Origin of the sequence: Stenotrophomonas sp. 22692 (genome assembly GCF_052045015.1) — a bacterium.
Lineage (GTDB): Bacteria > Pseudomonadota > Gammaproteobacteria > Xanthomonadales > Xanthomonadaceae > Stenotrophomonas > Stenotrophomonas geniculata.
This window is the reverse complement of record NZ_JBQEMR010000025.1, coordinates 22,402-48,009: the sequence shown is the minus strand read 5'-3', so window position 1 is coordinate 48,009 and position 25,608 is coordinate 22,402. Positions and strand designations below refer to the sequence as shown.

26 protein-coding genes and 2 riboswitches are annotated in these 25,608 nt (G+C 67.2%); of the genes, 16 read left to right on the top strand and 10 right to left on the bottom strand.

Features of this window, described 5'->3' with window-relative positions; translation table 11 throughout:
* Positions 1–163: 163 nt before the first annotated feature.
* From ACTJJM_RS15555 to ACTJJM_RS15540, 4 genes are all read right to left on the bottom strand, one after another.
* The gene (locus ACTJJM_RS15555; protein WP_440865801.1) at positions 164–727 is read right to left on the bottom strand and encodes a TlpA family protein disulfide reductase; all 564 of its coding nucleotides are present in this window, start codon (positions 725–727) and stop codon (positions 164–166) included.
* The gene (locus tag ACTJJM_RS15550; RefSeq protein WP_440865800.1) at positions 724–3,105 is read right to left on the bottom strand and encodes a protein-disulfide reductase DsbD domain-containing protein; all 2,382 of its coding nucleotides are present in this window, start codon (positions 3,103–3,105) and stop codon (positions 724–726) included. The genes ACTJJM_RS15555 and ACTJJM_RS15550 overlap by 4 nt, the downstream gene beginning before the upstream one ends.
* Positions 3,102–3,440 carry a divalent-cation tolerance protein CutA gene (gene cutA, locus ACTJJM_RS15545; RefSeq protein ID WP_010481118.1) on the bottom strand — a complete coding sequence of 113 codons (339 nt, stop codon included), beginning with the start codon at positions 3,438–3,440 and terminating at the stop codon, positions 3,102–3,104. The genes ACTJJM_RS15550 and cutA overlap by 4 nt, the downstream gene beginning before the upstream one ends.
* A 68-nt stretch (positions 3,441–3,508) precedes the next feature.
* The gene (locus ACTJJM_RS15540) at positions 3,509–5,299 is read right to left on the bottom strand and encodes an endonuclease (RefSeq protein WP_126559805.1); all 1,791 of its coding nucleotides are present in this window, start codon (positions 5,297–5,299) and stop codon (positions 3,509–3,511) included.
* A gap of 351 nt (positions 5,300–5,650) precedes the next feature.
* Between ACTJJM_RS15540 and ACTJJM_RS15535 the strand changes: the two genes are divergently transcribed.
* Together ACTJJM_RS15535 and groL are read left to right on the top strand one after the other, a co-directional pair.
* A complete protein-coding gene (locus ACTJJM_RS15535) occupies positions 5,651–5,938 on the top strand; it encodes a co-chaperone GroES (RefSeq protein ID WP_019338944.1) in 288 nt (95 codons plus the stop codon).
* Positions 5,939–6,019: 81 nt separating this feature from the next.
* Positions 6,020–7,669, top strand: coding sequence for a chaperonin GroEL (gene groL / locus ACTJJM_RS15530; RefSeq protein ID WP_010481124.1), 1,650 nt, complete (start codon positions 6,020–6,022; stop codon positions 7,667–7,669).
* 114 nt (positions 7,670–7,783) lie between these two features.
* Here the strand turns inward: groL and ACTJJM_RS15525 are convergent, their stop codons facing one another.
* From ACTJJM_RS15525 to ACTJJM_RS15515, 3 genes are all read right to left on the bottom strand, one after another.
* Positions 7,784–8,050, bottom strand: a complete 267-nt coding sequence (locus tag ACTJJM_RS15525) for a hypothetical protein (protein WP_010481126.1) — start codon at positions 8,048–8,050, stop codon at positions 7,784–7,786.
* 73 nt (positions 8,051–8,123) lie between these two features.
* On the bottom strand, positions 8,124–9,287 hold the full coding sequence (locus ACTJJM_RS15520) for a serine hydrolase domain-containing protein (protein WP_197644300.1): 1,164 nt from the start codon (positions 9,285–9,287) through the stop codon (positions 8,124–8,126).
* A gap of 67 nt (positions 9,288–9,354) precedes the next feature.
* Complete coding sequence (locus ACTJJM_RS15515; RefSeq protein WP_191863094.1) at positions 9,355–10,284, bottom strand: pepsin/retropepsin-like aspartic protease family protein; 930 nt, start codon at positions 10,282–10,284, stop codon at positions 9,355–9,357.
* Positions 10,285–10,390: 106 nt separating this feature from the next.
* Between ACTJJM_RS15515 and ACTJJM_RS15510 the strand changes: the two genes are divergently transcribed.
* The 8 genes from ACTJJM_RS15510 to ACTJJM_RS15475 all read left to right on the top strand — a co-directional run bounded on the left by ACTJJM_RS15510 (position 10,391) and on the right by ACTJJM_RS15475 (position 16,449).
* Positions 10,391–11,098: a response regulator transcription factor gene (locus tag ACTJJM_RS15510; RefSeq protein WP_010481131.1), complete on the top strand. Its 708-nt coding sequence runs from the start codon at positions 10,391–10,393 to the stop codon at positions 11,096–11,098.
* Between the two features lie 32 nt (positions 11,099–11,130).
* On the top strand, positions 11,131–12,429 hold the full coding sequence (locus ACTJJM_RS15505; RefSeq protein WP_043397593.1) for a sensor histidine kinase: 1,299 nt from the start codon (positions 11,131–11,133) through the stop codon (positions 12,427–12,429).
* Between the two features lie 72 nt (positions 12,430–12,501).
* Entirely contained in the window at positions 12,502–12,996 is a 495-nt protein-coding gene (locus tag ACTJJM_RS15500) for a MarR family winged helix-turn-helix transcriptional regulator (RefSeq protein ID WP_049452939.1), read from the top strand.
* On the top strand, positions 12,993–13,733 hold the full coding sequence (locus tag ACTJJM_RS15495; protein WP_440865799.1) for a DNA alkylation repair protein: 741 nt from the start codon (positions 12,993–12,995) through the stop codon (positions 13,731–13,733). Before ACTJJM_RS15500 ends, ACTJJM_RS15495 begins: the two co-directional genes overlap by 4 nt.
* Before the next feature lie 55 nt (positions 13,734–13,788).
* Positions 13,789–14,127 carry a DUF6616 family protein gene (locus tag ACTJJM_RS15490; protein WP_010481139.1) on the top strand — a complete coding sequence of 113 codons (339 nt, stop codon included), beginning with the start codon at positions 13,789–13,791 and terminating at the stop codon, positions 14,125–14,127.
* A gap of 112 nt (positions 14,128–14,239) precedes the next feature.
* A complete protein-coding gene (locus ACTJJM_RS15485; RefSeq protein WP_223009776.1) occupies positions 14,240–14,497 on the top strand; it encodes a hypothetical protein in 258 nt (85 codons plus the stop codon).
* 295 nt (positions 14,498–14,792) lie between these two features.
* Positions 14,793–15,866, top strand: coding sequence for a 3-deoxy-7-phosphoheptulonate synthase (locus ACTJJM_RS15480; RefSeq protein WP_010481143.1), 1,074 nt, complete (start codon positions 14,793–14,795; stop codon positions 15,864–15,866).
* Between the two features lie 271 nt (positions 15,867–16,137).
* Positions 16,138–16,449 (top strand): DUF5076 domain-containing protein, encoded by a 312-nt coding sequence (locus ACTJJM_RS15475; RefSeq protein WP_019660800.1) that lies wholly within the window; start codon positions 16,138–16,140, stop codon positions 16,447–16,449.
* An 85-nt stretch (positions 16,450–16,534) separates the two neighbouring features.
* Here ACTJJM_RS15475 and ACTJJM_RS15470 read toward each other — a convergent pair whose 3' ends face one another.
* Positions 16,535–17,152, bottom strand: a complete 618-nt coding sequence (locus ACTJJM_RS15470; protein WP_019338935.1) for a trimeric intracellular cation channel family protein — start codon at positions 17,150–17,152, stop codon at positions 16,535–16,537.
* An 84-nt stretch (positions 17,153–17,236) separates the two neighbouring features.
* A riboswitch (glycine riboswitch) is annotated at positions 17,237–17,340 on the bottom strand.
* A 13-nt stretch (positions 17,341–17,353) separates the two neighbouring features.
* Positions 17,354–17,443: riboswitch (glycine riboswitch) on the bottom strand.
* Positions 17,444–17,483: 40 nt separating this feature from the next.
* On the opposite strand from ACTJJM_RS15470, the gene ACTJJM_RS15465 reads away from it, so the two are divergent.
* Positions 17,484–17,759 (top strand): GIY-YIG nuclease family protein, encoded by a 276-nt coding sequence (locus tag ACTJJM_RS15465; protein WP_010481145.1) that lies wholly within the window; start codon positions 17,484–17,486, stop codon positions 17,757–17,759.
* 141 nt (positions 17,760–17,900) lie between these two features.
* Entirely contained in the window at positions 17,901–18,332 is a 432-nt protein-coding gene (locus ACTJJM_RS15460) for a nuclear transport factor 2 family protein (protein ID WP_010481146.1), read from the top strand.
* Between the two features lie 82 nt (positions 18,333–18,414).
* Here the strand turns inward: ACTJJM_RS15460 and ACTJJM_RS15455 are convergent, their stop codons facing one another.
* Entirely contained in the window at positions 18,415–19,695 is a 1,281-nt protein-coding gene (locus ACTJJM_RS15455; RefSeq protein ID WP_049452933.1) for an NAD(P)/FAD-dependent oxidoreductase, read from the bottom strand.
* A gap of 123 nt (positions 19,696–19,818) precedes the next feature.
* Here ACTJJM_RS15455 and ACTJJM_RS15450 point away from each other — a divergent pair, with 123 nt between their 5' ends.
* Together ACTJJM_RS15450 and ACTJJM_RS15445 are read left to right on the top strand one after the other, a co-directional pair.
* Entirely contained in the window at positions 19,819–20,598 is a 780-nt protein-coding gene (locus tag ACTJJM_RS15450) for an NYN domain-containing protein (RefSeq protein WP_010481148.1), read from the top strand.
* Positions 20,599–20,710: 112 nt separating this feature from the next.
* Positions 20,711–21,331, top strand: a complete 621-nt coding sequence (locus tag ACTJJM_RS15445; protein WP_010481150.1) for a glutathione S-transferase family protein — start codon at positions 20,711–20,713, stop codon at positions 21,329–21,331.
* A 91-nt stretch (positions 21,332–21,422) separates the two neighbouring features.
* Here the strand turns inward: ACTJJM_RS15445 and ACTJJM_RS15440 are convergent, their stop codons facing one another.
* Positions 21,423–23,600, bottom strand: coding sequence for a primosomal protein N' (locus ACTJJM_RS15440; protein WP_010481151.1), 2,178 nt, complete (start codon positions 23,598–23,600; stop codon positions 21,423–21,425).
* A 412-nt stretch (positions 23,601–24,012) separates the two neighbouring features.
* On the opposite strand from ACTJJM_RS15440, the gene ACTJJM_RS15435 reads away from it, so the two are divergent.
* Both ACTJJM_RS15435 and ACTJJM_RS15430 read left to right on the top strand, forming a co-directional pair.
* A complete protein-coding gene (locus tag ACTJJM_RS15435) occupies positions 24,013–25,017 on the top strand; it encodes a hypothetical protein (protein WP_440865798.1) in 1,005 nt (334 codons plus the stop codon).
* A complete protein-coding gene (locus ACTJJM_RS15430; RefSeq protein ID WP_010481155.1) occupies positions 25,010–25,594 on the top strand; it encodes a DUF3106 domain-containing protein in 585 nt (194 codons plus the stop codon). Before ACTJJM_RS15435 ends, ACTJJM_RS15430 begins: the two co-directional genes overlap by 8 nt.
* The last annotated feature ends 14 nt before the right edge of the window (positions 25,595–25,608 follow it).

The following is a 25,608-nucleotide window of genomic DNA, read 5'->3' as shown; positions in this document are numbered from 1 at the left end:
GTGCGGGGTGTCAGCCGCATGGATGCGGCTGCCAAGCTTACAGGGACGTACTTGCAGCGTCCCCGCACTCCGACATCGCCCCGCCAACCCGCGGAACGCCCGCTTTGGCTGTTGGCGTTGCATTGAGCCGGGTGCAGGGCTGCAAGCCCTGCAAAAACCCCCCTCATTTCACCCAGCTGTCGATCTCGCCGTGGGCGAACGGTCCCAGCTTTGCCTTCACCAGCCGCCCCTGCGCATCGAACAGCACGCTGTAGGGCAGCAGGCCCTGTGCGTTGCCCAGCTGCACGCTGGCATCGCGCGGCCCCGGGGTCTCGATCACGATCGGGTAATCCACCGGGACACGCTGCAGGAAACCGCGCACGTCTTCCGGGGTATCCAGTGCCAGGCCCAGCACCTGCACACCGCTGTCGCCCTGTGCATGGGCGAAGCGGGCAAGCTCCGGCATTTCTTCCACGCACGGGGCGCACCAGCTGGCCCAGACATTGATCAACAGCGGGCGACCGGCAGCGTGCTGGCGCAGGTCCAGCGGCCGGCCATCAAGATCGGGCAGCGACAATGCGGGCAGGCTGTCGCCAACCTGCAAGGCGGGTGCCGCAGCCGCAACGGCGGGCGCCGCTGGCATGGCCTCAGGCGCAGCCGGCGCAGGAGCCAATCGATGCCCGGCCCACAGTCCAAGGCCGGCGGCCAGCACCGCTGTCCACAGCAGCGCTGGCCGTTGCCACTTCATCGTGCGGTGCGCAGCAGCGCTTCCTCGACCACCGCCTGGGTCAGCAGGGTCGGCAGCACGGTCGGCGGTGCGCCCGGGCCGTACACGACGTACAGCGGCACGCCCACGGCCTTGTGCTCTTCCAGGAACGTGGTGATCTGCGGATCGACGTTGGTGTAGTCCCCGCGCATGTACACCGCGTTGGTGCGCTTGAGCAGTTCCTTGAACTCCGGCCGCGACAGCACGGCGCGTTCGTTGGCCTTGCAGCTCACGCACCAGTCGGCGGTCATGTTGACGAACACCACGCGGTTGTCGGCGCGCAGACGGTCGAGCAACTGCGGCGAGTACTCGACCACGTTGTCGCTGGCGGCCTGTGCGGCGCGTGCCGGCGGTGCCAGCTGGGTCACGCCCCAGGCCGGTATCAATGCACCGATCGCCAGCAGCACGCCGAGCTGGGTCACTGCACGCGAGCCGGTCCAGCGGTTGCGTTCAAACAGCCACAGGCCGAAGGCCAGCAGCAGCAGGCCACCCAGCACCAGCGCCATGCCGTCCACGCCACGCTGCTTGCCCAGCACCCACAGCAGCCACAGCGCGGTGGCGTACATCGGGAAGGCCAGCACGTGCTTGAGCGTCTCCATCCACGGGCCCGGCTTGGGCAGGCGGCGCGCCAGTGCCGGCACGAAGCCGATCAGCAGGAACGGCAGCGCCAGGCCCAGGCCGAGGAACAGGAACACGGTCATCGCCTTCAGCGGCGGGGCAATGAACGCGTAGGCGATCGCGCCGCCCATGAACGGGCCGACGCAGGCACTGCCGACCACGCAGGCCAGCGCACCGGTGAAGAAGTCACCGGCCGGGCCGCTGCGGCTGGCCAGCGACTGGCCCAGGTTGCCGATACCACCGCCGAGGGTGAATACGCCGGACAGGCTCAGGCCCACCGCGAACATGATGTAGGCCAGCACCGCCACCACGCCCGGGTGCTGCAGCTGGAAGCCGATGCCGACGGCGTTGCCGATCGCGCGCAGGCCGACCATCAACGCGCCGATCACCGCGAACGCGACCAGTACGCCCAACGTGTACCAGAGGGCGTGGCTGCGCGCGCGCTGCGGGCTTTCGCCACTCTGCGCCAGGCTCAGCACCTTCAGCGAGAGGATCGGCAGCACGCAGGGCATCAGGTTCAGTACCAGGCCACCGGCCAGGGCCAGCAGCAGCACCCAAACGAACGAACGGTCCGGATTCGGCGTGGTCGCCGGTGGGCGCGTGCGCAGGGCGTTGTCACCGCGCGCATCGGCAGCGAACTCATTGCCGTTTTCGGCGCCTGCAACGGCCGGGGTGCTGGCATCCGTATTGGGCACCGTCGGCAGCAGGCGCAACGGGGCGCCGTTGGCGGCTTCGCGTGGTGCGCCGCTGGCGGTAGGCAGCGGACTGATCACCTCGTTGCGCGGCGGCGACTGATCGGTGCTGGCGTTGATCTTGCCGGCCGGGATCGACAGCTTCACCCGGCGGGTCATCGGCGGGTAACAGATGCCATCGGTCTGGCAGCCCTGGAAAGTCACCACCAGGGTGCTGTCGACCGCATCGGCGACGGCGCGGCGCAGCGGCAGCGGCACTTCCACCTGGTTGAAGTAGACCGAGACATCGCCGAAATGCTCGTCGCGATGCGACTGTGCGGCCGGCCAGCGCAGCTTGTCGGCCAGCACGCCGGTGCTGCCGTCCAGCTTCAGCGAGGTGCGGTCGCGATACAGGTAGTAGCCCGGCGCCGGGCTGAAGCGCAGCAGCAGGGTGTTGCCGTCACTGGCGATGGCGTCGAAGCCGAACGCCTGCTCCGAAGGAAGCGGCAGCGCCTGGCTGTTGCTGGCGGCACCCGGCAGGCGCAGGCCGCCGCTGTTGCCGGCACCGGCCAGCGGGTTGTTGAACGGGCTGGCGGCACCGGCACGCGCGGCAGGGGCCGCGGCCTGTGCGCCGCTACCGGGCAGGGTGACCTGCACCACGCGCTTCTGCGGCGGGTAGCAGACACCGGCATCGGCGCAGCCTTGGTAACGCACTTCCAGGCTGATGGTGCCGGCGGCGTCGGTCGGCGTGCCGGGCAGGGTGGCCTGCAGGCGTTCGCGATAGGTTTCGACTTCGCCGAAGAAATCGTCGTGGTGCTTGTCGCCCTTGGGCATCTGCAGCGCGCCGGCGTTGAACGCCGGATCAGCCTTGACGCTGGTGCGGTGGCGATACAGGTAGTAGCCGGGTGCGATCTTGAACTGCAGTTGCACCTGGCCGCGCTCGGGGGCGGTGGCGGTCAGCGCGAACGCCTGGTCCACCGGCAGCAGGTCCTTCTCATCCAGGGCGAAGGCGGGCAGCGAGAGCCACATCAGGGCGCACAAGGCGGCGCCACGCGCAAACAGAGTCTTCAATCAGTGTCCTCCCGGGTCTGTGCCCGGATCCAGTCCAGATACGCCGGCAGGCCGGCCCGGGTTTCGACCGCGATGCACTCCGGGAGTTCATACGGATGCAGTTCGACGATCCGGGCAATCGCGTCATCGACGCGGCTTGCGGTGGTCTTCACCAGCAGTTGCAGCTCGGCGTCGGTGGTCACCTCGCCCTGCCAGCGGTAGGTCGACTGCGCGCCATCGAGGCGGGTCACGCACGCGGCCAGGCGCTCGCCGACCAGCGCGTGCGCGATGCGCTCGGCACTGGCCCGGTCCGGGCAGGTGGTCAACAGCAGCAGGACGGGATCGACGGTCGACATGACCGTCGAGTATAGGGCCGCCGCCGGGTCAGGGCCCGGCGGCGGCAGTGGACCGCTGCGTTGCGCGGTCAGTTGGCCAGCTGGCAGGTAGCCGGCTTGGCCGAGGTGAACAGGCCCGGGGTCGCCCACTCGGGGTGGTCGATGAACGGATTGCGGTTGCCCTGGAAGCTGTAGATCACGTCATTGCGCGCACGTTCGGCATCATCCGGCGGATCGGACAGGTGCCAGTCGATCAGCGTGGACAGCAGGCCCATGTAGGCCGGCGAACTGCTGGTCTTGACGATCTTGCTGCGGTCGTCGGTCAGCTCCAGGTCCGGCTCGGACTGGCCGGTCGCCGCATCCTTGCCGCCCTCGTAGCGGATGGCCATGTACAGCACCGCACGCGCCATGTCGCCCTTGCGCTTGCCCCACACCTCGAAGGTGCCGGTGTTGCCGTCCGGCGTGCGTACCCAGTTGGAGTTGCCCGGGTAACCGCCGCTGCCGCCGCCCTGGCCGTTGTTGGCCTCGGTGGCCCGCTCGCCGCAGTTGGCGTCGCACTTGCCGAACGGCTTGTTGCCACGGTCGGCGTTCCACTGCGCGTCGGTCAGGTACAGCATGTGGGTGTCGGTATACGGCGCGTACGGCAGGCCCTTGTCACCGGTGGTGCTGGCAAAGCCCAGCGAGTTCGGCCAGGTGTGCTCGCGGTTGTACTTCAGGCCACTGCCGCTGCCGGCGCGGTCGGTCACCTTGGCGTAGCTGCGGTTGCGATACGCATCCAGGATCCTGCCGGAATTGTTCGGATCCTCGTCGGCGATTTCCAGGATGGTCCAGGTGCTGGTGCCCGAGCCGCTGTACGGATAGGCGGTATGGCCCTTGATGGTGGCGTGCAGCGAGCAACGCAGCTGGCTGGGGCTGCTGGTGTTGACCTTTGAGTAATAGCCGGCCGGTACACCCGGATTGCCCGGGTCGGGGTTGCCGCCGGTGCTGGCCACGGTGAACGCGATGCGGCTGTCGGCCGCCGGATGCGCGCCCTGCAGGTCGGTGATGCGCGCGGCGCGGATATCGAAGCGGCAGGCTTCACCGGCCACCAGCGCGGTGTTGGTGGACAGTTTCACGCTGCGGCCGCTGGCCGGGAAGGTCAGCGGCACGCTGCCGGAGGTGCCGCAGCTCAGCGCGAATGCGCCACTGGCCAGGTTCACGGTTTCGCTGAACACCACTTCCAGATCGGCCGCGGCCGGGAAGGTGCTGCTGCCCTGTGCCGGGGTGGTGGTGGACACCGACGGCGGCGTGTTCGGGCCCGGGGTGCCGCCGCCGCTGAAGGTCTGGCCGTTGTTGCAGCTGCCAAACGTCTGCCCGGCCGATTCGGCCCAGGTGAAGTGGGCGTACTGGCTGCCGCTGCCGGTCAGCTGCAGCGAGGTGCCCGGCGCGGTGCTGTTGGTCTCGGCCACCGGGATGTTCTGGCTGGTCATGCCGGCGGCAGGGCCACCGGAGGCGGTGATGGCGCCCTCGTAGCTGAGGAACTGGACCACCTTGCCGCTGGCATCGACCAGGGCGATGCCGTCGTTCGGGCCGTTCTGGAGGCCGTTGGTCGGGTAGCTGACCACGGCCAGGGTGGCGCTGCCGCAACCGGCGGCGGTGCCGGCCGGAACCGGGTTGTTGGCGTAGACCGTGGCGGCCGAAGGATTGCTGCCGTTGTAGAGGTAGAGGCGGTAGCCGGACAGATCCTCACCGGCGGTGGCTACGACCTCGATCGCTTCGCCGACGTCACCGGCGGCGGTGCTGTCGTCATAGTGCAGTTCATTGATGAAGACCTCGGCCTGGGCCGGCGCGGCGGCCAGCGCCAGCAGGCAGGCGGCGGCAAGCGGGGACAGCAATCGCATCGACAACTCCTTGTGATTGGGAATGCGCGGCCGAGCCTAAGGCCGATCCAGTGACACTTTGTCGTAAATGAACGTCAGATATCTGACAGTGGGACATTGGTCACCAAATGTCACCCGTTCCCCCCTTGGCTTGCCGCGTTGCATCCCTATACAGGCGTCCACGCAGGGAAGGAGGTTTGCGGGTCCGGAGAAAAATTTCGGGATCGGCCCTTGAAAGGCCTGTGGAGGTCTCCATCTCTGTCGTGCTCCCGACTTGTCGGGCTTTTTCACGCGCGTTGCTGGCACTCGCCTGGTGTGACTGCTAACATCGCCGGACTTTTTCAGACCAATCAATAACTTAAGAGGTCTCTCATGAGCATCAAGCCGCTGCACGACCGCGTTGTGGTCAAGCCGATCGAAGCCGACGAAATCTCCGCCGGTGGCATCGTCATCCCCGACTCGGCCAAGGAAAAGTCCACCAAGGGTGAAGTTGTGGCCGTCGGCCCGGGCAAGCCGCTGGACAACGGCAACGTGCGCGCGCCGTCGCTGAAGGTTGGCGACAAGGTCATCTACGGCCAGTACGCCGGCAGCTCGTACAAGAGCGAAGGCGTCGAGTACAAGGTCCTGCGCGAAGACGACGTGCTCGCCATCATCGGCTGAGCCTCGGCGCGACCTGCTTTTCTGTAAGACATCCCTTTTCGTCGCCGGGCCCGGCCCGGCGCAAACATCGAGGTAATCGCAATGGCTGCCAAGGATATTCGTTTCGGTGAAGACGCCCGTTCGCGCATGGTGCGCGGCGTCAACGTTCTCGCCAATGCCGTCAAGGCCACCCTGGGCCCGAAGGGCCGCAACGTCGTGCTGGAAAAGAGCTTCGGCGCGCCGACCATCACCAAGGACGGCGTCTCCGTCGCCAAGGAAATCGAACTGGCTGACAAGTTCGAGAACATGGGCGCGCAGATGGTGAAGGAAGTTGCTTCGCGCACCAACGACGACGCCGGCGACGGCACCACCACCGCCACCGTGCTGGCCCAGGCCCTGATCCGCGAAGGTGCCAAGGCTGTTGCCGCCGGCATGAACCCGATGGACCTCAAGCGCGGTATCGACAAGGCCGTCGTGGCCGCCGTTGCCGAGCTGAAGACCATCTCCAAGCCGACCGCCGACGACAAGGCGATTGCCCAGGTCGGCACCATCTCGGCCAACTCGGACGAGTCGATCGGCCAGATCATCGCTGACGCGATGAAGGAAGTCGGCAAGGAAGGCGTCATCACCGTTGAAGAAGGCTCGGGCCTGGACAACGAGCTGGACGTGGTCAAGGGCATGCAGTTCGACCGCGGCTACCTGTCCCCGTACTTCATCAACAACCAGCAGTCGCAGACCGCTGACCTGGATGACCCGTACATCCTGCTGCACGACAAGAAGATCTCCAACGTCCGTGACCTGCTGCCGGTGCTGGAAGGCGTCGCCAAGGCCGGCAAGCCGCTGCTGATCGTTGCCGAAGAAGTCGAAGGCGAAGCGCTGGCGACCCTGGTGGTCAACACCATCCGTGGCATCGTCAAGGTCGTGGCCGTCAAGGCTCCGGGCTTCGGCGACCGTCGCAAGGCGATGCTGGAAGACATGGCCGTGCTTACCGGCGGCACCGTGATCTCCGAAGAAGTTGGCCTGTCGCTGGAAAAGGCCACCATCAAGGACCTGGGCCGCGCCAAGAAGGTGCAGGTCTCCAAGGAAAACACCACCATCATCGATGGCGTGGGTGACAAGGCTGCCGTCGACGCACGCGTCGGCCAGATCAAGACCCAGATCCAGGACACCTCCTCCGATTACGATCGCGAGAAGCTGCAGGAACGCGTGGCCAAGCTGGCCGGCGGCGTTGCCGTGATCAAGGTCGGTGCTTCGACCGAAATCGAAATGAAGGAAAAGAAGGATCGCGTCGACGACGCCCTGCACGCTACCCGTGCAGCCGTTGAAGAAGGCGTGGTCCCGGGCGGCGGTGTTGCCCTGGTCCGTGCGGTCACCGCACTGGCCGGCCTGAAGGGTGCCAACGAAGACCAGAACCACGGCATCCAGATCGCCCTGCGTGCGATGGAAGCCCCGCTGCGCGAAATCGTTGCCAACGCCGGTGAAGAACCGTCGGTCATCATCAACAAGGTCAAGGAAGGCACCGGCAGCTTCGGCTACAACGCCGCCACCGGCGAGTTCGGCGACATGCTGCAGTTCGGCATCCTGGACCCGACCAAGGTGACCCGTTCGGCCCTGCAGAACGCTGCCTCGATCGCTGGCCTGATGATCACCACCGAAGCCATGGTTGCCGAAGCTCCGAAGAAGGACGAGCCGGCCATGGGTGGCGCCGGTGGCATGGGCGGCATGGGTGGCATGGGCGGCATGGACTTCTAAGTCCCCGCTTTCACCCCGTAATGAAAAACCCCGCCGGAAGGCGGGGTTTTTTTGTGGCCTGTCGGAATCAAAATGGATCCACGCCACGCGTGGATGCCGCTGCCAGGTGTAAGTCTACCCGCGGCCCTCGCGCCGCTGCAGCCACAGGTGGGCCGCCAGCAGGGACAGCGCGCCGCCAGCAATCATCCCCTGTACCCACGGCAGCCCCGCGATCGGCGCAAGCAGCAGGCCCCCCGCCATCCCGATCAGACTGGCGCCGGCTGCCACCCGCTGACGTCGCTGCCGATGTTCAGCCTGGCGATGGCGTGCAGCGATGCGCAGACGCCGTGCATCCGGCTGCAACACCGCTTCGGCAATGGCATCGATCTCTGGGCGATTCATCCTGTCTCCTGCATTGCGTCCGTGTCTGCATGCTGCACGACTGCGGGACCTGTGTGCAACGGTAACGCTTCGATCATCTGACAAACGCTTTCGCCGCGCCGTACTCCCACTGCCACGGCACGCCGGTGTCGCCCAGCACGAACGCCACCAGGGCCGGGAAGGCCGCCTCTGCCCGCACATCGTTGCCCAGGATCACCACGCAGCGCTGGTGCTGCTCCATGCATACCAGCGTATTGCCCACCGCATCGTCGTGGCCGCCCTTGTAGAAGCCTGCGCCCTGCGGGCCGAGAAACGTCACCACGCCCAGGCCAGCCGCCAGGTCCTTGCGCTGCTGCGCCTTCGGCAGCTCCGGCTGCAGGGTGGGGAACTGGCTGGCGCTGGTGATCTGCAGCTGCGGCCGCACCAGCTCCCTGCGCATCGCCGCTGATAATCCATCGCCGCGCACGTAGCCAGCGGCGAAACGGGCCATGTCGGCGATGGTGGTATCCATTGAACCAGCCGCACGCACGCGGCTGCGCTCATCGTGCGGTTCGGCCGTACCTTCTGCCGTCCAGCCATCGGCCAGGTTGGCGGCGAAATCCGCACGCCACATCATGCTGGTGCGGGTCATGCCGAAGCGGTCGAACACCCGCTGCTGCATCAACGCGCCTACATCCTCGCCGAGCCGCCCGCGTTCGATCACGAACTGCAGCAGGATCAGCCCTTCGCCGGAATAGCCGTAGCGGCTGCCCGGATCGAAGTGGAACTTCAGCCGGCCGTCCGGTTCAAGAAACCCGAAGTTGGCAAAGCCACTGGCGTGGTTGAGCAGCAGGCGAGGGGTGAGCTGGCGCCAGCGCGCATCATCGGCCAGCACGCTGTAGTCGGCGTATTTCTTCGGCTCGGGCGGGTAGTCCGGCAGGGGCTTGTCCAGCGCCGCAGCAATGCTGGCATCCAGCTCGATCTTCCGGTCCTGCGCCAACTGTGCGACCAGATGGCCGAACGCCATCTTGGTCAGCGACGCGGCGTACATCACGGTATCGGTGCGCAGCGGCTCGCCTGCGGCGTTGCGTTCACCGTAGGCGGCCACGTGCACCACCTTGCCGCCATCGATCACCGCCAGCGCCATGCCGCGCGCGTGGGCGGCAAGCATTAGACGCTGGGCTTCGGCGTCGATGTGGGCCGGCGCGGGTACCGGGGGCGGTGCGGCCAGCACGGCCAGCGGAAAAAGCGTCAGCAACAACAGGGCAACACGGCGCATGCGTGGAACTCCTGGTGGGGCGCACGGTGATGCTACGCCAGGCTGCCGCTGGCGTCATTGCCAGATGTCAGCTGGCCTGCGGCCGGCGCAGGCAGATCCGGGCCGCGCCGGCACCGATGTCCACCTGGCCGCCACGCATTGCATCCGCACCAAGGATCAGCGCCGGCCGACCCTCCAGGCCGATCGCCTTGAACACTGGCAGTTCGCTGATGCGGACCTCCATCGACGGGTGCTGCCAGCCGCTGCCGGTCATGCCGGGCAGGGTGTACAGCCAGGTTGCCTGCTTTCCGCCGCCCAGGCCTTCGGTGCCCTTTTCACGCACCCGCACCCGCGCGTCGCTGCCGTCGGTGCGCAGCCCCAGTGCGCGGGCTGCTTCGGCGTTGAGGACGGTCTGCGCGGCACCGGTGTCGACCACGGCGATGGCGTCCACCGCAGGCGCGCCCAGTGCAAGCGTGATGAAGCCGAACTGGCGCAGGCCGTCAGTGCGGCCGGGCAGCGCATTGGGCTGGCAACCCGGTCCTTCCAGGTTCAATCCACCGGGTGTCCACAGCGCCAGTTGATTGCGGCCGAAATCCCAACGGGTGTCCCAGCGTCCGGTCAGATCGTTGCCGATCAAGCCGTCAATGGCCGGATCATCCTCCTTCGGCAACGACGACAGATCGACCTTCATGGCTTGGGCCTGCAGCTGCCAGCTGCCCAGCTGCCAGGACGTGCTGCGTATGCGCTGCAGCCGCGCGGACGCTGCACTGGCCCCTTGGGCCTGTGATACCTCTGCATCCGCATCCTCCAGACCATAGCGTCGCACGACGCGGTCATCGACCAGAGTGGCGCCTGCCGCGCTGTCGACCACGAAGCGCAGCGGTTCGGCACGCCCGTCCAGCGACACGGCCACGGCCGGATGACCGCCCTGCATCCACATCGGCAGGATGTGTTCGGGGGGATCGGACGCCAGCGCAGGCAGCGGGGCAGCAAGCAGGAAGAATGGGATGAGGCGCAAGGGAAGTCTCCGCAGTGATCATGGGTGACCATTGGCGCGCAGCGGCGTATCGCGGGAATATCGGCGTTGATACCGTCCTGATACAGACCTGCCTGATACTGCCCGCATGACGACTCCCGCCCGTGTCATCGTTGTCGATGACGACGCCAGCATCCGTGATGCCATCGCCGATTGCCTGCTGCTGCACGGCTACCAGGTGCGAGTGGCTGCCGACGCAGCGGCGCTGGATGTGCTGCTGCAGGTCGAACGTCCGGACCTGATCGTGCTTGACTGGATGATGCCCGGCGAGGATGGACTTTCGGTCTGCCGCCGACTGCAGGCGCGGGCGATCCCGATCCTGATGTTGTCGGCGATGGGCAGCGCACCGGACAGGGTGATCGGCCTGGAGATGGGCGCGGACGACTATCTGGCCAAACCGTTCGATCCGCGCGAGCTGCTGGCGCGGGTACGTGCGCTGCTGCGCCGGCAGGACAAGCTGCGCGCGCAGGTCGCCAGTGAACTGCGCTTTTCTGGTTGGCGGTTGCTGCCGGAACAACGTCGCCTGCTGGCCCCGGATGGCAACGAGCTGGTGCTCAGCCGTGGTGAATTCAGCCTGTTGCTGGCGCTGGCCGAACGCCCCGGGCGGGTGCTGGGGCGCGAGCAGCTGCTGCAGCTGAGCCGTGGCGAGCCCAGTGACAGCGTCGACCGCGCGGTCGACCTGGCGATCAGCCGCCTGCGCCGCAAGCTCGGGCAGGCTTCACCCGGTGCGGAATCGCTGGTGCAGACATCGCGTGGCGAAGGCTATCGCTTCGACGCCGAGGTACAGCTGCTGTGAGCAGCCGGTGGCCGACCGCGCGTTGGATCACGATGCTGGCCCTGGCCAGCCTGCTGCTGGCGACGCTGGTCAGCGTGGCGGTGGTTGGGTGGATGCCTCGGCCCGCGCCGCCACCGATGCGGTTGGACCAGGCCGTGCAGGTGCTGCGAGGGGAACAGGCCGCGGCACCACTGGGCCTGCATCTGGCGACGCAGGATGCGCCACCACAGGGCAGTGCCAGTGACTGGCTCACCCAGTTGGCGGCGCTGCAGATGGGTTTGCCGGCGAAGGAGGTGCGCCTGGTCTGGAGCGGACAGGGCAAGGCGCCTGATGTGCAGGTCATCGAAGGCGGCGCTGTGCTCGACGCCACGGCGCGGGTCGGTGTACTGAAGGCGCAGGCCGCGCTGCTGACCGCGATGCAATGGCCGCCGTTTGAACTGGGCATGCGCCAGGCCGATGGCCGATGGCAGGTGGTGGGTAGTGACCACAGCGATCTGGCGGCGTGGCGCCGGCAGGTCGTGCTGGCGCTGCTGGGCGGTGCCTTATTGTTGGCGCCGCTGGCGGCGTGGGCATCGATCCGGCTGGTGCGTCCACTACGACGCTTGGCCGATGCCAGTGCACGTGTGGACCTGCAGGCCGAAACACCATTGCCGGACGACGGCCCACGCGAAGTACAGATATTGGCTGCAGCGATCAGCACCGGGCGCGTGCGCCTGCGCGAACAGGCCCAGGACATGACGCGCATGCTGGCCGCAGTAGCGCACGACCTGCGCACGCCGTTGACCGGCCTGCGTCTGCGTGCGGAGTTCGCACCGCCACCGCAGGCGGCGCGGATGGTGGCCGACATCGAACGCATGGATACGATGATCGAGCAGGTGCTCGACTACGCACGCGGCGAACTGCAACCACTGCAGTTACGGCCGCTGGACCTTGCCGCGTTGCTGGAGGAATGCGTGCAGGGTGCCCTGCTGCGCGGCGTCGAGATCTCCATCGAGGGACCGGACACCTTGCCGTGGCAGGGCGACGCGCTCCTGCTGCGGCGGGCGATCGACAACCTCATCGACAACGCAGACCGCTACGCCGGTGCCGTAGACCTGCACATCGCCATGGAAGGCAGTCGCATGCAGCTGGATGTGATGGACCGCGGTCCGGGCATCGCCGAGGACGACCGCGCACGCCTGCTGCAACCCTTCCAACGCAGCGAGAGCTCGCGCAGCCGCGCCACGGGAGGGACCGGCCTGGGCCTGGCGGTGGCGGCCAACGTCGCACGACGGCATGGGGGCGAGCTTCTGCTGCTGCAGCGTGACGGCGGCGGACTGATCGCACGCCTGCTGCTGGGGCCGGTTTCCTGATATCGCCTTGATACTGGCGTTGGAGCCTTGTTTTGCAATATGATTAGGCACCTAATCATGTTGGAGAGAGCCATGCTGGAAGCCAAGCACAGTGCCCTTCTGGATGAAGCGCAACGACGCGGCCATACCGGCGTCGCGCAGCTGCGCCTGTGTTTCCAGCTGCTGTCGCTGTCATCGGCCATCGACCGCGACTGCGCCACGCGCCTGGCGCCGCACGGGCTCAGTGAAGGGCGTTTCATCGTGCTTTTCCTGCTGCACGGCGCGGGTGGCACGCTGCCTCCGCATGAACTGGCCGAGCGCGCAGGTGTCACCCGCGCCACGATCAGTGGCCTGATCGATGGCCTGCAGCGCGAAGGGCTGCTGCAGCGGCGCAGTGACGCCGAAGACGGCAGGCGCCTGCAGATCGTGCTGACCACACAGGGGAAGTGCCTGGCCGAGACGCTGTTCAACCAGCACACGCAATGGATAGGGGGCTTGTTCAGCGGGTTGGACGCGGAAGAACAGCAGCAGTTGTCGCAGCTGCTGCACAAGGTCTGGCGGCACACCGATACAGGTCGTGGGGCATGAGCGGGACCCTGACAGCTGAGCGATTGAATGCGCTCAACACTGGCAGCGTCGCCGCCAGCCATCTGGCTGAATGCCTGGCGGTGGATTTCGCTGCGCTGCTGCAGGCGGTGGCACCTACGCTTGCACCGGAAGCGCTGCAGCGCATGCAGGATGCCTCAGCCAAGGGCATCACGCTGCGCATGGCCTTGGCTGCGCAGCTGCTGCGTGAGGCGGGGCAGGGCGCGCCTGCGCCTTGGCAGCATCACAGCTCCGATACCGTGCGCGGCTGGGCCTGCTACCTGATCGGCAGCGATGCCCGTGCAACGTTGGCAGAGAAGCTGCAGCACATGCGCACGCTGGCCGATGATCCACACTTCGGTGTGCGCGAATGGGCGTGGCTGGCGCTACGCACGGACATCGTTGCCGCGCCAATGCAGGCGCTTGAGTACCTGCAACCGTGGACACAGGAAACATCGCCGTACCTGCGCCGCTTCGCCTGCGAAGCACTGCGTCCGCGCGGTGTCTGGGCCACACATATCGCGCTGTTCAAGCAGCACCCTGAACATGCATTGCCGATGCTGGAAGCACTGGCTGACGACCCGGAACGCTACGTGCAGGATTCGGTCGGCAACTGGCTCAATGATGCCGGCAAGACTCAGCCGAAGTGGCTGCGCGTGCTGTGCACGCGTTGGCAGCACGAGCGCCACAGCGACGCCAACGCCTACATCCGCAAACGCGCACTGCGCTCGCTCCGGTAGTGCCGGATGCTGGCCGACAAACCCGCAACCCCGTCAACCTCAAGGAAGAACCACCATGTCGCACACCTTCATCGAGCTCTATACCGCCACGCCGGCCTGGACCACACTGCCGCCCGAGCAGCGGAATGCCTTCTTCGCCCGTATTGGCGCCGGCATGCAGCAGTTCGATCCAGCCCGCATCACGCCGCTGGCGATGGGCCGCATTGCCAGGGACGTACCGCATAGCAGCGATGAACAGTTCTATGCGGTCTGGCGCTGCGCGAGCCGCGAGGAGGTCGATGCGCTGGTGGCTGGCATTGCCGCTACCGGCTGGCATGAGTACTTCACCACCACCCATGCGGTAGGCGCGATGGACAGCATGGCCCAGCACTTGGCCGACCTGGCCGCCTTGTAGCGGGGCGGCAGACGCCGGCAGATCCCGGTCCTCGGCATGGGTGGCACATGCGCCTGTCACCCGGACGCGGTAAACAGGACATTGCCCATGTCCATCCGCAGGGAAGTCGATCATGCAGAGCACGCTCCAGGTCACGCTGTTCGGCCCTCTTGGCGACAGCCCGGCGTTGCAGTTGCCGGGGCTGGAGGGGCCGTCGGTGGCCATCCAGGAATCGGCCCTGCGGCGGTTGGTTTCCGACCTCTACACCGCGCGTTCCCTGCTCAACCCCGAGCAGCTGGACGAGGCCCGGCGGGAACTAGATCGCGTGCTGGAACGCTGGGCCGACATCCATGAGGGCCTGCTGCTGGACGTGGAAGTGCATGGCAAATGAGCGACTTTGCGTGGTTGCCGCCGCGTAGGCCGGGCTGGCGCGCATCTCGCTGAACCGCGTCCCCAGTTGCGTATGAAACATTTTGCACTGCGCAAAAGCTGTGCTATCAATAGATCCCATGAACGCAGCCCCCACCAGCTTTTACTGGTATTACTTTCCGAAGCCACCGGCGGAGGAAGGATTGCGCTCACCCTGAAGAAAGCTTCAGACGCATTCCCGAAAGCCGCCAGCGAACCTGGCGGCTTTTTTCATGCCGCCACGCTGGGGACCCCCAACGTTCCGGAGATCTCCCGCAATGCCCCCGCACACCGACGACCTGCGTATCCGCACCATCGAACCGCTGACACCGCCTGCCCAGCTGCTGGCGATGCTGCCCTGTGACGATGAAGCCTCCGACACCGTCAGCGCCTCGCGCGCGGCCCTGCACCAGATCCTGCATGGCCGCGACGACCGCCTGGCAGTGGTGGTAGGCCCGTGCTCGATCCACGACCCGAAGGCCGCCATCGAGTACGCCCAGCGCCTGAAGCCGCTGCGCGACGCGCTGGCCGGCGAACTGGAAATCGTCATGCGCGTGTACTTCGAGAAGCCGCGCACCACGGTGGGCTGGAAGGGCCTGATCAACGATCCGGACCTGGACGGCAGCTTCAGGATCGACAAGGGCCTGCGCATCGCACGCGGCCTGCTGCGCGACATCAACAAGCTGGGCCTGCCGGCCGGTGTCGAGTTCCTTGACGTGATCTCGCCGCAGTACATCGCCGACCTGGTGGCATGGGGCGCGATCGGCGCACGCACCACTGAAAGCCAGGTGCATCGCGAGCTGGCCTCGGGGTTGTCGTGCCCGGTCGGCTTCAAGAACGGCACCGATGGCAACGTGAAGATCGCCGCTGACGCAGTGGGTGCGGCGTCCAATCCGCATCACTTCCTGTCGGTCACCAAGCAGGGCGGCACCGCCATCGTGTCGACCACCGGCAACCCGGATTGCCATGTGATCCTGCGCGGCGGCAAGCAGCCGAACTACGACGCAGGCAGTGTTGCCGAGGCCTGCCAGGTGTTGGCCAAGGCCAAGCTGCCGGCGCGCCTGATGATCGACGCCAGCCATGCCAACAGCCTGAAGAACCCGGAGAACCAGCCGAAGGTGATCGACGACATCGCCGTTCAGCTGGAAGACGGCGAACAGCGCATCGTTGGCGTGATGATCGAGAGCCATCTGGTCGGTGGCCGCCAGGAACTGGTGGAAGGCCAGCCGCTGGTCTACGGGCAGAGCATCACCGATGGCTGCATCGACTGGGACACCACCGTGACGGTGCTGGAGCGACTGGCCGCGGCCGTGCGTGCCCGTCGCGACGTAAAGGTGTCCGAAGCCGCTTGAGTGCGGCACGTGTGTGGATGGTGGCCAGCGCCTGCGGGGGTGCGGCCGCGATCAGGGCCGGTCGGAGTTGGAGACCGGCCCATCTGCACCGGCGATGCGCCTGGCGCTGCGCATGAGCGACAGCGCCAGGTACATCGCCGGGGTGGTGAGAACGATGGATGGGGCCTTCATGTAGCGTCGAGCCCGCGAAGCGCGGGGCTTTGTAGAAGATCCGCTCCACGTACGCTCCAGGTCACGTCACAATGCCACTTCCTGTTTGGTGGCCGCAGCCATGAAAGAACTGATCATTCCAGAAGCCGCACAGCGCGATGAGGATTCCATCGAGATGATCCGCGTGTGGATTGCCGAACGGGGATTGCATGCTTCGCTGAACGTTGGCCTGTATGGCGATCGTCCTGGCATTCGAGAGGAGCATGCGTGGGGACGCATCCTGGCAGACGTCGCCCAGCATGTCGCAGATGCTCTGGTCGTGAGTGGCGGGATGGAGCGCGGCGCGGCGATCAACGCGATCAAGGATGCATTCGATGAAGAGCTGCGGGCGCCGTCCAGTGGGCGCTCGGGGGGATTCGTGGTCCGCCACTGAGGGACCAGATGGGCGCCGCGGCGCTGGAGACAGCGTCCCAACGCAACACGGCAACAAGCGCTGGGCGACGTGGAGAACGCGAACTTCAATGCACTTCGTCGTGGTACACGAACTTCGGCATTTCCCAGCGGTAGTGGATCGCCAGCAGGCGCAGCGCGAAGCCGCCGCCGAGGCAGCACAGGATTGCGGTGGCATCGGCCACGCCCCAGTGCAGCAGCAACAGGTAGGCCGCGCCGGTCAGCAGCGCGATGATCGCGTACAGCTCCTTCTGGAAGATGAGTGGTACCTCGTTGCAGAGGATGTCGCGCAGCACGCCGCCGAACGCGCCGGTCAGCATGCCGGCAATCAGCACGATGGGCATGGCATGGCCGGCTTCGCGCGCGATCGAGCAGCCGATCAGGGTGAAGGCGATCAGGCCCAGGCCGTCGAGTACCAGGAAGGTGCGGCGGAAGTGGTGCATCCAACGTGCGACCCAGGTGGCGATCAGCGCCGCGCATACGGTGAAGCCCAGGTACTCGGGATGCTTCACCCAGCCCAGCGGATAGTGGCCGAGCAGGATGTCGCGCAGTGAACCACCACCGAGGGCAGTGACGCAGGCGATCATGACCACGCCGAACAGGTCCATGCGGCGGCGGCCGGCGGACAGTGCGCCGGTCATGGCTTCGGCGGAAATGGCGATCAGGTAGATGACGGACAGCAGCATGGGACAGGCTCCGGGCGCGGTGGGGCCGGCCATGCGCGACTACCGCCACTGCCTGCGCAATGACGGGATGACGATGACCGGTGCCGCTCCCGCTGTCCTTTTGCCTGAGAGTTCAGCGGCATGGGCCGCGTGCCCCTTCGGCGGATCGTCCCGGGCGTGCCCGGTGACCTCTCTCCAGCTCGGCGAGTCGAATGCATGGTTGGTGGGATTCCAGCCCACCGGCCTGAGCGATCATGGGAGCCTGCGCCTTCGGCGGGCGCCAGCGCGGCGCCTCTCTCCTGCATTCGGCCGCCAGTATATCCGCTGCAGTGCAGCACGGCATAATCCGGGCATGGCCCCGTCCCTCCGCCCCTGGTTCCTGTACCTGCTCGAATGCCGGGATGGCAGCTATTACGCCGGCATCAGCACCGACGTGGGCGCGCGTTTCGCTGCCCACCAGGCCGGCAAGGGCGCGCGCTACACCCGGGCGCGGCCACCGCTGCGCGTGCTGGCCGTGCGCGAGTACCCGGACCGGGCCGCCGCGTCACGGGCCGAATGGCAGCTCAAGCAGCAGCCGCGCGAACGCAAGCTGGCCTGGCTGCAGGCGCCGGATCCCGCGCTTCTGTAGAGCCGAGCCCACGCTCGGCTGTTGTTGCTGCTGCCTGATGGTGAAGCCGAGCATGGGCCCGGTTCTACAGTAGATCCACGCCATGCGTGGATGCGGCTTGCACATGCCATGATCGCCCAGCCCTCAGCGCTGGAGACCCGGATGTCCACGATCGCCCTGCTGTTCGCTCTTTCCGCAGCAACGAGCCCCGCCGCCGACCCGGCCACCCTCGCGGCCATCGAAGCCACCTGCCACGACTATGTCGATGGCCAGCTGGAAGCCGACCCGCAGCGCGTCGCCCGCTCCCTGCATCCGGACCTGGCCAAGCGCGCGGTCCTCGGCGATACGCCCGACGAACGCCTGGGCCTGCGCCGTATGTCGAAGGAAGAACTGGTCTCGCTGACGAAGCAGGGCGCGTTGAAGACCCCGAAGGATCAATGGGACCGCCGCTGCACGGTGCTGGACGTGACCGGCAACGCGGCGTCGGTGCGGCTGGAAACGCCGTGGTTTGTCGACTACTTCCACATGGGGCGCTTCGACCAGCGCTGGGTAATCGTCAACGCACTGTGGTACCCGAAACCGAAGGCGCCGTAGAGCCGAGCCCATGCTCGGCTTCTGCAAACCGCGCGAAGTGCAGCCGAGCATGGCTCGGCGCTACAGGAGCATGCGTGCGGCCCTAGCGCTTCGGTCGCCGGTCGTCCTGGTCATCGCCGAAGATGATGCGCGCGCTGCGCTGGTAGCTCCAGTACGCCACGGCCCAGTTCAGCAGCACCACGATGCGGTTGCGGAAGCCGATCAGGAAGAACACGTGCGCGGCCAGCCAGAACCACCACGCCAGCACACCGGACAGCTGCAGCCGGCCCAGGTGCACGATCGCAGCCATGCGGCCGATCGTGGCCAGGTTGCCGAAGTCTGCGTACTTGAACGGGCCGGGTTCGGGCTTGCCGTGCAGGCGCGCGCGGATCACCTCGGCCACGTACTTGCCCATCTGCTTGGCCGCGGGCGCCACGCCAGGCACCGGCTTGCCGTTGGCCTGGTTCAATACGGCCAGATCGCCAGCCACGAACAGTTCCGGGTGGCCAGACAGGGTGAGGTCGGGTTGCACCTGCACGCGCCCGGCGCGGTCCAGCGGCACCTCCAGCGTGCGCGCCAGCGGTGAAGCGGCCACACCGGCGGCCCACACCACCGTGCGTGCCGGCACGAACTGATCGCCGAGCCTGAAGCCCTGGCTGTCGATGTCGCTCACCGGGGTGCCGGTCAGCACTTCCACGCCCAGCTTTTCCAGCTGCCGGCGCGCCTTCAGCGAAAGCACTTCCGGGAACGAGGACAGTACGCGCGGCCCGGCTTCGACCAGCCTCACCTTTGCGCTGGCCGGGTCGATGTGGCGGAACTCGTTGCGCAGGGTATGGCGCGCGATCTCGGCCAGCGTGCCGGCCAGTTCGACGCCGGTAGGTCCACCGCCAACCACGGCGAAGCTCAACCATGCGGCCTTCTTCGCCGGGTCCGGTTCTGCCTCGGCGCGCTCGAACGCCAGCAGCAGCTTGCGGCGCAGCGCGATGGCATCGTCCAGCGTCTTCAGCCCGGGCGCGTCATCGGCCCATTGGTCGTTGCCGAAGTAGGCGTGGGTGGCGCCGGTGGCCAGCAGCAGGCTGTCGTAGTCCAGCGTGCTGCCATCGGCCATTCGGATCTGCCGGGCCTGCTTGTCGATGGCCACCACTTCGCCGAGGCGGACTTCCACATTGCGCTGGTGGCCGAGGATGTGGCGCAGCGGTGCGGCGATATCCGGGGCGGACAGGCCGGCGGTGGCCACCTGGTACAGCAGCGGCTGGAAGAGGTGATGGTTGCGGCGGTCGACCAGGGTGATGCGTATGCGCTCGCGGGCCAGGGCACGGGTGGCCCAGAGACCGGCAAAACCGCCGCCGACAACAACCAGGTGGGGAACGCGCTCGCGACTCATCGACTCACTCCAGTGGGGGCATTGGGGGAAGCGCCTGGCATCTTCGCATGATGGCCCCCTGTCACGTCAGCGCCCGCGTGGATCGGCGATACTCGGGTTCAGGCAACGGCCCGTGAGGAGCCCATGAGCGAACCGGAAAAGCGCATCGCCCTGTTGATCGACGCCGACAACGCGCCGGCCTCGAAGATCGACGAGGTCCTGGCCGAAGTCGCCCGCTACGGTGTGGCCAACGTACGCCGCGCCTATGGCAACTGGAAGAGTCCGCGGTTGAAGGGCTGGGAGGCGGTGCTGCACGAGTACGCGATCCGTCCGATCCAGCAGTTCGCCTACAGCAAGGGCAAGAATGCCTCGGACATGGCGATGGTGATCGACGCCATGGATCTGCTGTACGCGCGCAACCTCGATGGTTTCGCCATCGTCTCCAGTGATGCCGACTTCACTCCGATGGTGATGCGCCTGCTGACCGATGGCGTGAAGGTGTATGGCTTCGGCGAGAAGAAGACGCCCGAGCCATTCGTCAACGCGTGCTCGAAGTTCACCTACCTGGAAGCGCTGGGCCAGACCCACGCCAGCGTGCCGGATACCGAACAGGCCTCCAGCGAACAGGCCTCGAACGAGCCGGTGGCCAACGACGATGCGCGGCCGCGCAAGAGCGGTGCGGAAATGCGCAGCGACACCCGGCTGGTGAAGATGCTGCGCCGCGCGGTGTCCTCGGCCGAGGGCGAGGATGGCTGGTCGCATCTGGGGCCGGTTGGCAGCCAGATCGGCAACCAGGCTTCGTTCGATCCGCGCAACTACGGTTACGGCAAGCTCAGTGACCTGCTGGCAGCGATCGGGCTGTTCGAGCTGAAGAAGGACGGCAAGTCATCCTACGTGCGCGCGCTGCCGAAGAAGAACCGGTAGTGCCGTCCGCTGGCCGGCAACGCCGGATGCAAGATCCCGCATCCGGCACGCACACACCCCACCCGATCAGGCGTATCGTTGCCGCTCGCATTGCCAGCAAGGAAAAACCCGCATGTTGAAGATCTGGGGCCGCCGCAATTCCAGTAACGTCCGCAAGGTGCTGTGGTGCGCCGAGGAGATCGGCCTGCCGTATGAATCCATCGAAGTTGGTGGCAGCCACGGCGGCACGCAGACGCCGGAGTACCAGGCGATGAATCCCAACAGCCTGGTGCCGGTGATCGAAGACCACGGCCTGCCGCTGTGGGAATCGAACGCCATCGTGCGCTACCTGAGCGCACGCTACGCATTGGGCACGCTGTACGCCGAAGACCCGATGGAGCGTGCCCAGGCCGAGAAATGGATGGACTGGAGCACCTCGCGCATGGCGCCGCTGTACACCGACCTGATCTGGGGCATCATGCGCACCGCCCCGGCCGACCGTGACGAATCGCGCATCAATGCCGCCATCGTGCGTGCCGGTGACTACCTGGCGATGGCCGATGCCACGCTGGCCAAACAGCCGTGGCTGTCGGGTGAGAAATTCGCGATGGGTGACATCCCGCTGGGCTCGCTGATCTATGCCTGGTTCGAACTGCCGATCCAGCGCCCGGAACTGCCGCACCTGGCCGACTGGTATGCGCGCCTGCGCGAGCGGCCGGCCTACCAGCGCGGCGTGATGTCGCCGCTGACGTAAGCGGGGACGGGTCTTTTCCTGGAAAGAGAAGCAGCCGAGCATGGCTCGGCTCTACCGTAGTGCCGAGCCGTGCCCGGCAGCACCTACCGGATCAATACAGGTCCGTCGGATCCACATCCAGCGACCAGCGCACTTTGCGTGCTTCCGGCAGCGCATACAGCTGCGGAACCAGTTGCCCGAGCACACCGTGCAATGGCGGCCGCTGCACGGCAGACAGCAGCAGTTGCGTGCGCTGGTAACCGGCCCGCCGCGGCATCGGCGCCGGCATCGGCCCATACGCCTCCACCACGTTCTGCTCGCCCAGCAGCTGCCGCGCTGCCAGCAGGAATGCATTGGCATGCTCCACCTGCTGCGCCTCGGCGCGCATCAGCGCCAGATGCGCGAACGGCGGGAATCCGGCGGCCTGTCGCTGGTTCAACTCGGCCTGCGCGAACGGGTGGTAGCCACCACTCACCAGGGTTTCCAGCAACGGGTGCCCGGGGTGATGGGTCTGCAGCCAGACTTCGCCGGGATCACGTGCACGGCCCGCACGGCCCGCCACTTGGATCAGCTGCTGCGCCAGCTTCTCGCTGGCGCGGAAATCGGCCGAGAACAGGCCCTCGTCGATGCCGACCACCACTACCAGGGTCAGCTTCGGCAGGTCGTGGCCCTTGGCCAGAATCTGCGTGCCGACCAGGATGCCGGGCTGGTCGCCCAGCTTCGCCAGCTGCTGTTCCAGCGCGTCACGTCGCGACGTGGTACCGCGGTCGATGCGCACCACAGGGACGTCGGCGAAGGCCGCGGTGAGATGCTCTTCCAGGCGTTCGGTACCGATGCCCTGCGGCTGCAGCGCCAGGCTGCCGCAGGCCGGGCATGCCAGCGGCGCCGGTTGCCGTGCGCCGCAGTGATGGCACTGCAGGCGACGGCCGCCGCCATGCACGGTCATCGGTGCATCGCAGCGGTTGCACGGCGCGGTCCAGCCGCAGTCGTGGCACAGCAATACCGGCGCGTAGCCACGGCGGTTCTTGAACACCAGCACCTGCTGGCCGCGCTGCAGGTGCTCGCCGATGCCGGCCAGCACATCAGCCGAGAGGCCATCGTGGAGCGGCCGCTTGCGCACATCGAGGATGCGCACGCGCGGTGGCCGTGCATCACCGGCACGCTGCTTCAGGCGCAGGTGGGTGTAGCGCCCGGCATAGGCGTTGTGCAGCGTTTCCAGCGAAGGGGTGGCACTGCCGAGCAGCACCGGAATGCCCAGCGCCTTGGCGCGCACCAGAGCGAAATCGCGCGCGTGATAGCGGATGCCGTCCTGCTGCTTGTAGCTGCCGTCGTGTTCCTCGTCGATGATCAGCAGCCCGGCCTGCGGCAATGGCGTGAACACCGCCGAGCGGGTGCCGACGATGACCCGTGCTTCGCCACGCGAAGCCGCAGCCCAGACGCGCGCGCGCTCGTTGTCGTTCAACCCCGAATGCAGTGCATGCACGGCGATGCCGAGGCGGCCGCGGAAGCGTGCCAGGGTCTGCGGGGTCAGGCCGATTTCCGGCACCAGCACCAGCGCCTGCCTGCCCTGTGCCAGGCAGTGGATGATGGCCTGCAGGTAGACCTCGGTCTTGCCGCTGCCGGTCACGCCATCCAGCAGGAAGGGTTGGAAGCCTTCGGCAGCGTTGATCGCGGCCACGGCCTCGGCCTGGTCCGGGTTGAGCGTGGGGCCGGGCAGCGGCTGCGCATGCTGCGGTGCCACCGTCATCGCCACGCGCTCGGCCAGCGCACGCTTGGCCAGGCTGCGCGCGGCGGTCCGCCAGTCCTCCATGCGTTCGCCCAGCACGTCCTCGTCCACGACGGCTTCGGCCAGCAGTTCTGCCAACTGTCGCGGGCGGCTGCCGGCGCGCAGCTTCCCGCGCTGGGCACGGCCTTCGGGGGTCAGCTGCCAGCCCCAGTGATGGGTGTCAGGCAGGGTGTCGCCATGGCGCAGTGGGCCGGGCAGCGCGGTGCTGAGGACTTCGCCCAGCGGTGCGTGGGTGTAACGCGCCAGCCATTGCAGGCTCTGCCACAGCTCCCCCTGCAGCAGCGGCTGCGGGTCGCACCAGGCCAACGCCTGGCGCAGTCCCTGGCCGTCGTCGGTCTGGCCGTGCCCCACCACCACCCCGACCAGCTCGCGGTTGCCGAACGGCACCTTCAGGCGGCAGCCGACCGCAACCGTGGGGCCATCGCCCTCCGGCGACAGGTAGTCGAACAGGCGGGGCAGGGGGACGGGCAGGGCGACCTGCAGGGTCGGAATCGGTGAAAGCATCGGGCCAGTGTACCGGGCCATGCGCGCGCGAATGGCGGGGTGGGAGACGGCGGAGCGGCGCCCGTTGAATCATAAATGTCACCTAAATATCGGTGTCCATTGGAGATTCAGGCTTATCCACATGTTCTGTGGATAACGTTGTGCGTTACCGGTCGACGGGAACGCAGGAGGCCGATGGCGACGAGCTCACGCTTGGGTTGGTCAAAAAATCGCCATACTTAAAAGGAATTCAAAATCAAGGACTTAAGTGTGAAACATTGCTGAAACAGAGTGAATTCAGCTGCATGCCGCAGTTTCCCGCGCCGGGAGCGTGGTGCTGTGCACAACCTGCAGCACGAAGTATCCGTGGGCGCAAGTCCTACGGGCGTCGATTGCCTGCCGCTATCATTCCCCCAGACCTTTGGAGTGACCGATGACGGCTGTGCCCGCCCCTGTTTCCTCGACCGCGGCCGGCGCGCTGTCGGCGTTCCTGCGTGGCGTCGAGCGCCGCGCCCTGGTGGTGGCTGAGCTGCAGTGCGGCGATGCCGCGCGTGCCGAGCAGACCCTGGTGGCGGTGATGCGTGCCTTTGCCGCGGTCGCCAGTGACCTGCCGATGGCGCAGTGGCCGACCCGCTTCTGGACCCTGCTGGGCCAGCGCCAGGCGCTGCGCGAGCCGATGGGCGGCCAGTGGGAACCGCCGCTGGCCGCGCTGAGCGAGATGGGACCGTTGCCGCGCCTGGCGCTGTTGCTGCGGGTGGGCGGCAGCCTGGATGAAGGTATCGCCATGCGCGTGCTTGACCAGGATGAAGCCGGCTACCAGCACCTGCTGGCCGAGGCCTGCCCGCGTGACGCGCACGGCCAGCCCGATGCCTCGGCCTGGCGCCAGCTGGCCGAACAGGTGCAGTTGCGCATCCGCGACCTGCCCGCCAAACGCCTGCAGCAGCTGCAGCAGCCGGCCGCGCCGGCGGCCAACAATGAAGCCCCGACCTCCGGCTGGCGTGCGCCGCAGCGTGAAGATCGCACGGCTGCCAATGGCAAGCGCCGCCGTTCGAACGCAAAGCCGCGCTGGCGCGGTCCATTTATCCTGCTGGTGACCGTGGTTGTGCTATTGGCAGCCGCGCTGGGCTGGCGCTATTGGCAGGGCCATTCGTCTGGCAGCGACGCACCGCTGCCGGAAGGCGTGGTCGGTGAGGCGGGCCCCGTCACGGTGGAAGCACTGCCGCCAAGCAAGGTCAACGCCACGCCGGACGCGACCCCTGCGCAGGCTACGGACGACGCCACCATGCTGGCCGACCGCGACTATCCGCTGGTGGCCGATGCTGATCTGTATGCGTGGACCGCTGCTGGCGGCCCGCTGCCGGTGGACGAATCACAATCCAAGCCGAGCCGGCCCGAGCCGGCCAGTGCCACGCTGGAAACCGCTGCCGCCGATGAATAAGACCCTGCTCGCCAGCCTGCTGCTGGCCCTGCCGTTGTCGCTGTCCGCCGCGCCGCAGACCTTGAACGTGCCGCTGCCGCCGCCAGTGCCAGGCAGTTCACCGGCGGCTACGGCCCCGGCCACCACAAGCACGACACCCGCCGCGTTCGCCCAGCTTGACGCCCCGCAGCAGCGCCAGCGTCGGGCCGATTACGCGGCCTGGCGCGCCCTGCCGGAGGGCGAGCGCGAGCGGATCCGTCAGGCCGCTGCGCGATTCAATGCGCTGCCAGCCGACCAGCAGCAGCGCCTGCGCCAGCAGTTCCAGGCGCAGGACCAGGCGTTCCGCGAAGGCTGGCGGTTGGGCCCGCAGTTGGGCCTGGAGTTCCCCAAGCTGCACGGCCTGTTCGGGTTCGTGCCGCCGCAACAGCGCGAGGCCGCGCTGGCCGTGCTGCGCCAGCTCAGCCCGGCGCAGCTGGCCCAGCTCACCCTGGTCGCGCAGCGCACGCCGCCGCAGGAGCGCGACACGGTTCGCAGCGCGTTCCTCGCGGTGCCGGCCGCCGAGCGCGACACCTGGCTCAAGCGCCAGGCGGGTCAGTAAACAAAGGGGACGGA